Origin of the sequence: Dermacoccus sp. UBA1591, from assembly GCF_002322065.1 — a bacterium.
Lineage (GTDB): Bacteria > Actinomycetota > Actinomycetes > Actinomycetales > Dermatophilaceae > Dermacoccus > Dermacoccus nishinomiyaensis.
Window position 1 is genome coordinate 1 of record NZ_DCNR01000079.1, and the last position, 9948, is coordinate 9948.

7 protein-coding genes are annotated in these 9948 nt (G+C 70.3%); 2 read left to right on the plus strand and 5 right to left on the minus strand.

Annotated features, from left to right (window positions below; all coding sequences use genetic code 11):
* Together B2284_RS08160 and B2284_RS08165 are read right to left on the minus strand one after the other, a co-directional pair.
* On the minus strand, positions 1-957 hold a 957-nt coding region (locus B2284_RS08160; RefSeq protein ID WP_286697369.1), incomplete at its 3' end, for a phosphoenolpyruvate carboxylase.
* A gap of 169 nt (positions 958-1126) precedes the next feature.
* Positions 1127-2293, minus strand: coding sequence for an MFS transporter (locus B2284_RS08165; protein WP_136788791.1), 1167 nt, complete (start codon positions 2291-2293; stop codon positions 1127-1129).
* A 375-nt stretch (positions 2294-2668) separates the two neighbouring features.
* On the opposite strand from B2284_RS08165, the gene B2284_RS08170 reads away from it, so the two are divergent.
* Both B2284_RS08170 and hrpB read left to right on the plus strand, forming a co-directional pair.
* Positions 2669-3715, plus strand: coding sequence for a lipid II:glycine glycyltransferase FemX (locus tag B2284_RS08170; RefSeq protein ID WP_074045979.1), 1047 nt, complete (start codon positions 2669-2671; stop codon positions 3713-3715).
* Between the two features lie 61 nt (positions 3716-3776).
* A complete protein-coding gene (hrpB, locus tag B2284_RS08175; RefSeq protein WP_136788792.1) occupies positions 3777-6503 on the plus strand; it encodes an ATP-dependent helicase HrpB in 2727 nt (908 codons plus the stop codon).
* A gap of 176 nt (positions 6504-6679) precedes the next feature.
* Here hrpB and B2284_RS08180 read toward each other — a convergent pair whose 3' ends face one another.
* From B2284_RS08180 to B2284_RS08190, 3 genes are all read right to left on the minus strand, one after another.
* On the minus strand, positions 6680-7291 hold the full coding sequence (locus B2284_RS08180) for an antibiotic biosynthesis monooxygenase (RefSeq protein WP_006945738.1): 612 nt from the start codon (positions 7289-7291) through the stop codon (positions 6680-6682).
* Between the two features lie 164 nt (positions 7292-7455).
* Complete coding sequence (locus B2284_RS08185) at positions 7456-9549, minus strand: thioredoxin domain-containing protein (protein WP_006945681.1); 2094 nt, start codon at positions 9547-9549, stop codon at positions 7456-7458.
* Between the two features lie 114 nt (positions 9550-9663).
* Entirely contained in the window at positions 9664-9849 is a 186-nt protein-coding gene (locus B2284_RS08190) for a hypothetical protein (RefSeq protein WP_136788793.1), read from the minus strand.
* Between the last annotated feature and the right edge of the window lie 99 nt (positions 9850-9948).

Sequence of the window (9948 nt, forward strand, 5' to 3'; positions counted from 1 at the left end):
CAGCAACTCGTCCGTGACGGGCGCCATGCGTCGGGAGAGCGACAGGCTCGTCTGCAGCTTGTCGAGCTCGTCGAGGTAGTGATCGAGCGCCGTCTCCGCGGCACGGCGTGTGGCGTAGGCGACGACGTCACCCGTGACGTTGGGGTTGCCGTCACGGTCGCCACCGATCCACGAACCAGCCTGCAGCACAGGATCATCCGCGATTCCAGCGCCCGGGAGCAGGGCCGCGAACGCGTCACGCAGCTCGGCGTTGAGCGTCGGCATCACCTCGAAGAACGCGGCGTCGTACCAGCGCAGGCCCGCGTCGATCTCGTCGATGATCGTGATCTTGCTCAGCCGGATGAGGGCCGTCTGCCACAGCGTCAGCACCCACAGCTTGATCTGGCGCAGGTTCTCCGCATCCTCGCTCGGGTCGAGCTGCATGCGCGTGCGCTCCCGCATGAGGCGCTTGATGTGGCTCTGCGCCTCGAAGACGGTGCGGCGGCGCGTCTCCGTCGGGTGCGCCGTGATGACGGGAACGACGGTGGCGCCCGCCAGCCGCTCGGAGGCCGTGTCACCGTCGATATGGGCGCCGGCGAGCTTGCGGAAGGTCGCCGCGAGCGAGCCGTCCTGCGGATCCTCCCCCGCCGCGACGTGAGCGGCGCGGCGACGCTCACGGTGCAGATCCTCCGCGATGTTCGCGAGCAACGCGAAGTGGCTGAACGCTCGGATGACGTGGAGGGCGTCGCGCGTCGACAGCCCCGTCAGCGTGTCGCCGAACGACGCGCGGTCGACCTCCTGACGACGGACCCCGAACGCCCTGACCCGGGCGTCCTCGACGAGGCCGAAGACGCGTTCACCCTCGTGCTCGCGGATGACGTCACCGAGCAACCCGCCGAGCAGACGGATGTCGTCGCGCAGCGGCTCGGTGGCCGAGCGGTCCGCGTCAGTGGTCGTGAAGTGCAGAAGTTCTGACATGTTCGCCAGTATGCCGAGGACGGCCCCCGCGTTTCAGCGGCGTCCAGGCCGTGTCACACGCTCGAAACACGCTTGCGCCACGGCGTGTTCGAGCTCGGGGGATGCGGCGATGACCTGACGTGCACGAAATGGCGCGGCTGGGCCCTGCGTTCGCCGCGCGATGCAGCCCTCAGGCCGTGACGCGACGCCGGTACGCGAGCACCATGGCGGTCGCCGTCAGTGTGCCGACGATGGCGACGACGAACACGGTGTGGATGTTCGAGACGTCGAGGACGGTCGCTCCGAGGGCGGCTCCGCCGGCGATCGCGAAGTTGAAGATGCCCGAATCGAGCGCTGCGGCGGGCTCGGCGTAGGGCCCGGCGCTCGTCAGTACCCAGTGCTGCAGCACGACGGCCATCGCGCCACCGAACAGTCCCCACACGCCCATCGCGAGGGCCGCGACGGCGGGGGTTCCCGAGAGCATGAGGCCCGCGATGCCGGCCGTCATGCCGCACGTGACGAGCAGCAGCGCGAACATCGGGCGACGTCGCATGATGGGCGCTGAGCCGACGTTGCCGAACAACCCGGTGATGCCCATGACGAGCAGCATCGCGCCGACACCCGCGGGGCTGACGTGCGCGAACTCCTGCAGCGCAGGGCTCGCGTAGGTGTACGCGCAGAACTGCGCGACGACGAGCACCGCCGTCACGAGCAGCGCGAGACGCACCGGGCCGATCGACCAGGCGCGGCGGTACCCGTCGGTCGTGAACTTCTCGTCGACGAGCACACTCGGCACGAGGAACCACAGCGCGACGGCAATGACGAAGCAGAACGCGGCGAGCGCGTAGAACGCGACGTGCCACGTCCACGTCGTGCCGAGCCACGTGCCGATCGGCACGCCGAGGATCGTCGCTCCCGACGCCCCCGCGAACGCGACGGTGGTCGCGAGCGCCGCGCGTTCGTGCGCGACGATGCGGGAGGCGACGATGGCGATGAGCGCCCAGAACACGCCGATGCCGAGCCCGGCGCACAAACGCGCGACGAGGTAGACGGCGACGTTCGTGGCCATCCCGGACGCCGTGGTCGCGGCCGCGACGACGAGCAGTGCCGTGAAGAGCACGACGCGACGATCGAGGGTGCCGATGGCGAGTGACGTCGACAATCCCATGACACCGGCGACGGCGCCGGCCAGCGTCACGCCGAGGCCTACGGCTCCTTCGGAGGCGCCCAGGTCGTCGCTGATCAGGGTGAGGACGCCGATCGGCAGCTCCTCGACCGTCACCATCGCGAAGATGCCGAGGGCGAGCACGACCACCCCCGGCCACCCTGACGCCCGCAGACCCCTGTGCTCGTTCATCGCCCTCCTTCGACAAGATGGCCGCCCCACAGGATCGGGGGCGGCAGATGAATTCCCAGTTTCTCAGACCTGGCGCTCTTGGCGAATCGCTGCACATCTGGGCGTCAACACCCGCCCCATCTGCGATTCCTGTCCCCATCCGCGATTTTCGTCCACATCTGCGATCCAGCGACCCAACGGCGATTCACGGACACATGTGACCGATAAGCGTCGTTGGGTAGGGGCTGATCGGGACCCAGGTGTCGCGCTCGCCGCCCGGCCCGGCTCCGCGCGGTGTCGGCGACGTGCCCGACGTCGAGGACGGCGATGCTTGACGCGCGGGGTGGATGCGTCACGATGGAGGGGAACATCCATTCCCGAGACGTAGGACGCACCGTGACGGCGCCATCAGCCTCCTCCACCACATCAGCCCCCGACGGCTGGAACGCCTCCGTCGCCGCGAACCCCGACGGCGGCGCATTCTTCCAGCTCGCGGAGTTCGCCGAGATCAAGGCCGACGCCGGGTGGAGGCCCCGCTTCGTCGACGCGGGCGGGGTCGCCGTCATGGTGCTCGAGCGGATCGTCCCGCCGCTGGGGCGGCTGTGGTACGTGCCGCAGGGCCCCGGGCTGGCGGAGGGCAGCGACCCGTCGGGCGTGCTGACGGCGCTTGCCGCGCAGGCGAAGAAGCGCCTCGTCTTCGCGATCAAGTTCGAGCCGCAGCTCGTCGATTCACCCGAGAACCGGGCGGCGCTCGAGGCCGCGGGCGCTCACCGCACGACCGACGTCCAGCCCACGTTCTCGACGGTGTGGCTCGACATCCGGCCCGACGCCGAGACCCTGCTCAAGGGCTTCGACTCGAAGGCGCGCTACAACATCCGCCGCGCCGTCAAGGACGGCGTGACGACCGCCGAGGTGCCGATCGACGACGCCTCGTGCCGCACGTTCTACGACCTGTTCGTCAAGACGGCCGAGGGGCGTTTCGTCATCCGCCCCTACGAGTACTACCGCACGTTCTGGCAGACGTACGGGCGCGACGGCCGCGGCGCCTTCTTCTTCGCCTACTACGAGGGTGAGGTCATCTCGGCAGACTTCGTCATGATCAACGGCCACCTCGCGAGCCGCAAGGACGCGGCGTCGGTGCCCGTCAAGAAGGTGCGCGGCGCCGCGGCGCTTCTCGTGCTCGACACGATCAAGGCGCTCAAGGAGCGCGGCGTCACCGACTACGACCTGTGCGGCGCCCCGCCCTCGGATCGCGCCAAGGACGAGACGCACCCGCTCTACGGCGTCGGACAGTTCAAGACGGGGTTCAACAAGGAGATCACCGACTACGTCGGCACCTGGCTGCTGCCCGTGATGCCGCTGCAGGCGAAGGCGTGGGAGGCCGGCGTCGAGAAGGCTGTGCGCAAGGCCCACTTCGTCGTGAAGAAGACGCCGTACTTCTGATCGGCGCCCGCGCATTCTGCGATTCGGGGTGAGATGCCTCGCGGGGCGAGAATAGGCCACGATGAATGCCCTCTTCGACCTCGACGCCATCGGACGCGGGCTGCCCTTCGCGACGGCCACCGCTGAGTTGACGCGCGCTCTCGACGCGGGCGCGTGCGTCGTCCAGGCCCCGCCCGGCACGGGCAAGACGACGCTCGCGCCGCCGCTCGTCGCGAACTGGCTCGCTGAGCGAGGCGACGCATGGCGCGACGTCGACACCGCAGCGGCCCGTGGAGCGACGCCCGGCCGAGCGGGCCGCGTCATCGTCACCCAGCCGCGCCGCGTCGCCGTACGCGCTGCCGCACGCCGTCTGGCACAGCTGACGGGGACGCGTCTCGGTGACATCGTCGGCTACGCAGTGCGCGGCGAATCCCGTTCGAGCGCAGCGACACTCGTCGAGTTCGTCACGCCCGGTCTGCTCGATCGGCGCCTGCTCGCCGACCCCGAACTGACGGGCGTCGGCGCCGTCATCCTCGACGAGGTGCATGAGCGCTCGATCGAATCCGACGTCGCGTTCGGCCTGCTCGCCGACGTACGCGCGCTGCGTGACGATCTCGTCGTCGTCGCGATGTCAGCGACGCTCGACGCACCGCGTTTCGCCGATCTCCTCGCCGCGACCACCACGTCGGGTGAGGCACCCCTCGTCGATTGCCCGTCTGCGCTGCACCCGCTCGACGTGCGATGGGCGCCGTTCGACTCGCCCCGCCTCGACGCGCGCGGCGTCACCCGGGCCTTCCTCGAGCACGTCGCGCGCATCACGACCCGCGCGCTGGATGATGCCGACACTCATGCCGGCGGGCGTGGCACTGCCGCAGCGACGGACGCCGTCGCCAACTTGGCCGGCTTGCGGGGCTGCGACGCGCTCGTCTTCCTCCCAGGTGCGCGCGAGGTGTCGATCGTCGCCGAGCAGGTGCGGCAACTGCGCCCCGAACTCGACGTGCTCGAACTGCACGGGCGCATCGACGCTGCCGAGCAGGATCGCGCGACGGCCGGTCGCGGACCCGGCGAACCGCGCCGCGTCGTCGTCTCCACCGCCCTCGCGGAGTCGTCACTGACGGTGCCCGGCGTGCGCCTCGTCGTCGACGCCGGGCTCTCGCGCGAACCTCGACGCGACGTCGCGCGCGGCATGAACGGCCTTGTCACCGTGGCGTGTTCGCGCGCCAGCGCGGTGCAGCGTGCCGGCCGTGCGGCCCGTCTCGGGCCCGGCATGGCGGTGCGTTGCTACGACGAGCAGACGTTCGCGCGCATGCCCGAGCATGTCACGCCCGAGATGGCGACGAGCGACCTCACCGACGTCGCCCTGACGTTCGCGGCGTGGGGCACGCCGGGCGGCACCGGGCTTTCCCTGCCGACGCAACCACCTGCGCCCGCCCTGCGCGAGGCGACGCACACCCTCGTCGGCCTGGGCGCGCTCGACGCTGACGGTCGCATCACCGCCCTCGGCAGGACGCTCGTCGAGGTACCCGCCGACCCGCGGCTCGCCCGCGCCTTGCTCGTCGCGGCCGAGCGAATCGGCGCCCGATCGGCCGCGGAGTACGTCGCTGCACTCGCCGACGACGTCCGCTCGAGGGACGCCGACCTCGACCACGCGATCGCCGAGCTGCAGGGGGCGGCCCGTTCGAGGTGGGTGCGCGAGAGCGAACGCCTCACGCTCGTCGTCGCGGCCGGCTCGAACGACGCCGCCGCCACCCCGGACCCCGGGTGGGCGCCCGGACACGCCGCGGCATCTCGACGGGCTCGCTCCGTGGACGCCGAGACCGAGAGCGACGCCGGTCTCGTCATCGCTCTTGCGTATCCGGAACGCGTGGCGCATCGCGTCGCCGAGGGCGTCTACCTCACGGCGTCGGGAACCCGTGCGGGGCTAGACGATTCACCGTTGACCGAGTGTGAGTGGTTGGCTGTCGCGGACGTCGCGCGTTCCGATGGTCGCGCCGCGCGTGGGACGGGCGCCGTCATCCGGTTGGCGGCCCCGATCACTCGACAGATCGCGGAGGACGCAGCGGCGCACCTGCTCGTCGACGAGGTGCGCGCGACGTGGGACGCGACCTCCGGCAAGATCGTGGGGCGGCGTGTCAAGGCGCTCGGCGCGATCGAGTTCTCGGCGACACCAACGTCCCCGACGCCGGAAGTGGCGCGACAAGCCGTCGCGAATGCTCTTGCAGCGCAGAGGCTTTCGTTGCTGACATGGAGCGATGCTGCAGCGGCGCTGCGACGTCGTCTGGCTTTCCTGCACCACCACCTCGCCGACCCGTGGCCCGCGATGGACGACGACACACTGCTCGCCCGACTCGACGAATGGCTCGCCCCGGAGCTCGACCGCCTCGCCCGTGGGGGGAAGCTCGCCTCCATCGACCTGACGGAACCGCTGCGTCGCCTGCTGCCCTGGCCCGAGGCGACACGTCTCGACGAGTTGGCACCCGAGCGGCTGCGTGTGCCCAGCGGCTCCAGCGTGCGCATCACCTACCCACCTCTCGACGAACCGGGCGGCCCGCCCATCGTCGCAGTGAAACTGCAGGAGTGCTTCGGGCTGACGCAGACCCCGCGCCTCGCCGACGGGCGCGCACCTGTGCTGTTCCACCTGCTGTCGCCTGCGCAGCGACCCGTCGCCGTCACCGACGACCTCGCCTCGTTCTGGGCCGGGCCCTACGCGGGCGTGCGCGCCGACATGCGCGGCCGCTACCCGAAGCATCCGTGGCCCGAGGACCCTCTCACACACGTCGCGACGGCGAAGACGAAGAACCGCCTCTGACGCCCGGCGGCACTTCGGAGGCACAATCCTGCATGGCCGAGTTGCAGTCCCCCAACTCCCAACTCGAGGGGCACAATCCTGCATGGCTGAGTTGCAGTCCGCAACTCACCGGCCGACAGCCTCAACCCGCCTGGCGACGCCGCAGCTCTGACGTCCGCGTCACGCCGGCGCAGCCGTCACTCCTCGTGCAGCCACTCGTCGAGCACGCGGGTGGCGAACGGCAGCATGATGTAGGTCATGAGCGGCGTGAGGATCGACGTCTGGATCAGCGTGCGCAACACGACGTGCAGGCTCGCGATGTGCGGCTGCAGCAGGTAGGCGGCAAGCACCGACATCGGGAAGAACACCGCCCAGATCATCGTGGCCTGCTTCCACCGCGGCGGCGCGAGACGACGGCCGGGCGCGGGCGCTTCGCCGGGCAGGACGACGTCACTGCTGTGCGACGGCTCGTCGAACCATCCCTCGATGCCGACGCGCTTCTCGCCGCGGGTGTGCTGCACGATGTCCGCACCGAACGACAACCACCAGGCGCGCTCGGGGCTGCGATCCCACGCGTCGAGGCACGCCTGATTGCGGAAACGACACAGCATGTGCCATTCCTGCGAGTTGCTCGACGAGCGCACCCACCCGGTGCCGAGGAAGCCCTCGAACTTCTCCGCCATCGCCATGCCGGCATGCACCCAGGCCAGCACCTGAGTCTCGTTGTCGGTGCTCATGTGGCGCGTGAACGACACCGTCACGGGCGCCTCGTCAGGCGCGGTCGGCGCGGCAGCGACAGCATTCGTCATACCCGTCATCGTCGGGCATGCACGGCGCAGACAACGAACCGAACCGGTGTCACATGCGTCACGCCGACGACGCTCGCCGCCCAGGCAGCACGCCCCTGGGCACCCGCGCCGCCCACCCTTATCACCCCCACGACGATCGGCGCTCGCCGCCCGCGCGGCGCACCTCAGATGTTCATCTCGTCCGCCCTCGTCACGGGGGCATCGCACACGAAACCCCGGCATACGTACGCCGTCGTCTGGCCGTCGACCGCAGGGCGATCTGCCAGCAACGGCACCCCGCCGGCGTCGGCAGCGCCACGAACACGCACCAACCCCGGACCCGTCGAACGCCAGGCGCGCAGCCACATCTCATCCGCCTCGGCCGCATCAAGCGGCCCATCGCCGGACCCCGCAGCCGCACCCCCATCCGCAGGGTCGACGACGGCGACCTGCACCGGCCCCGCAGCGAGCGCCTCCGCCGCAGCGAGCGCCCAGCCGGCGAACCGCGGGTTCGACGCCATCACACCCACGAGGCCGGACAGGCAGGCAAGAGCTCGCACGCGGTAATCGCCGTGCCCCGTCAGAGCGAACGCCATGACGTACGCCGAGGCGAGCGACGACGCGCCGCACGGTTCGGCGTTGTCGCCGTCGGAGCGCGGCCTGATGAAGAGCTGCGACGCGTCCGACCCCGTGTCGTACACGGTGTCGCCGTCGAAGAACAGGCGCGCCGCGTCGTCGAGCAGACCGATCGCCACCTCGGCATGGCGCGTCTCGCCATTCGCCTGATGCAGCACCAGCAGCCCCTCGGCGAGGTTGCCGTAGTCATCGGCGCAGGCGAGCGCCTCGCTCACCCGGCCTTTGAGCGACGCCCGCCGCAACCGGCCGTCGACGACGTGGGTCGCGAGCACGACGTCAGCCGCCTCCCGCGCCGCCGCCACCCACGAGGGTTGTTCGAGGATCATCCCGGCCTCGGCGAGCGCGGCGATGGCGAGGCCGTTCCATGACGTGACGACCTTGTCGTCACGGGCCGGCTGCGGGCGCTCGGCCCGCACCGAGCGCAGCCTGGCCCGAACGTCTGACCACCACGCGTCCGGGGAGCGGTCACCCAGCACCTCGGGCGAGAAAAGCTCGGCGGGGTCACGACGCAGCTGCAGGGTCGAGCGGCCGTCTTCGAACGTGCCGTGACGGGTGACGCCGAGAAGCTCAGCGGCGCGCGCGCCGTCGCTGCGGCCCAGCACCTCGACGAGCTCCTCCGCGTTCCATACGTAGGTGAGGCCTTCGACGCCGTCGGTGTCAGCATCGAGCGCGGAGGCAAACGCCCCCTCACTGGTGCCGAGGCGCCGCATGATGAAGTCGGCCGTCTCGTAGGTCACGCGACGCGCCCAGTCGTCGCCGGTCGCGCGCCACAGATGCGCGTACACCCGCAGCAGTTGCGCGTTGTCGTACAGCATCTTCTCGAAGTGCGGCACGACCCAGTCGGCGTCGACGCTGTAGCGCGCGAACCCTCCGTCGAGCTGGTCGTACATGCCACCGCGCGCCATCGCCTCGCCCGTGCGGCGAGCCATCGCGAGGGCGTCCGCGTCGCCCGTGCGGGCGTGGTGACGCAGCAGGTGCTCGAGCGTCATCGACGGCGGGAACTTGGGCGCGCCACCGAAGCCGCCCCGGCTGTCGTCGAACTGGCGACGCAGGCCGACGACGGCACGCGTCAGATCGACCCCCACGAGCTGTCGCTCAGCCCGATCGCCCTGCCCGAGCAGGTCATCTCCCCCAGGCCCCAAACCCGTCGCGTCGGCACGCGAGCGCGTCTGCATCGCCTCGACGATGGAACGCGCTGCTCCCTCGACGCGCGCCCGATCGTCACGCCACAACTCACCGATCGAGTGCAGCAGCGACGAGAACTGCTCACGCGGGAAGTAGGTTCCGGCGTAGAAGGGCTCACCGTCCGGCGTCAGCAACACCGTCATCGGCCAGCCGCCGTGCCCGGTGAGCGCCTGCGTGACGTTCATGTAGACAGCGTCGACGTCGGGGCGCTCCTCACGATCGACCTTGACGGCGACGAACCCCTTGGCGAGCTGCGCCGCAATGGCTGCGTCCTCGAACGACTCGTGCGCCATGACGTGGCACCAGTGGCACGCCGCGTAGCCGACGGACAGCAGCACGGGCACGTCACGATGTCGCGCCTCGGCGAACGCCTCGTCTCCCCATTCGTGCCAGTCGACGGGGTTGTCGGCGTGCTGACGCAGGTAGGGGCTCAGCGAGGCAGCGAGTCGGTTGGCCATGACCCCAAGCTAGGACCCGACACCGACAACCGCGTCATCCCAAGGGATTCAGCATGCAGAGCGCCCCCGTCACGATCATCACGTGAAGGGGGCGCACATCGTCAGGTATCCGGTTCAGGCGGCCCGCGACAACTCGGCCGCCGGCTCGAGCGCCGCGACGGGCGCCTCGTCGGTCTCAGCGTCCGGCGTGACCATGACGTCGTCGAACATCCGTGTCTCGACTCCCGCCATCACGAAGACGAGAACGAACATGGTCACGACGACGAGAACGGCCAGACCCAACGCTGCTCCAAGGCTCATGCCTCCACCCTGACAGGTTTGCGCTCATAGCGGAACCCCGACGCGCGGCGGGGGATGGTTGCATTGACATATGTCACATTCGCCGGAGCCCGGGCGGCC

Coding starts and splice junctions, on each gene's coding strand:
- B2284_RS08165 (WP_136788791.1), bottom strand. CDS start 2,293: ATGAACGAGCACAGGGGTCTGCGGGCGTCAGGGTGGCCGGGGGTGGTC.
- hrpB (WP_136788792.1), top strand. CDS start 3,777: ATGAATGCCCTCTTCGACCTCGACGCCATCGGACGCGGGCTGCCCTTC.
- B2284_RS08180 (WP_006945738.1), bottom strand. CDS start 7,291: ATGACGAATGCTGTCGCTGCCGCGCCGACCGCGCCTGACGAGGCGCCC.
- B2284_RS08185 (WP_006945681.1), bottom strand. CDS start 9,549: ATGGCCAACCGACTCGCTGCCTCGCTGAGCCCCTACCTGCGTCAGCAC.
- B2284_RS08190 (WP_136788793.1), bottom strand. CDS start 9,849: ATGAGCCTTGGAGCAGCGTTGGGTCTGGCCGTTCTCGTCGTCGTGACC.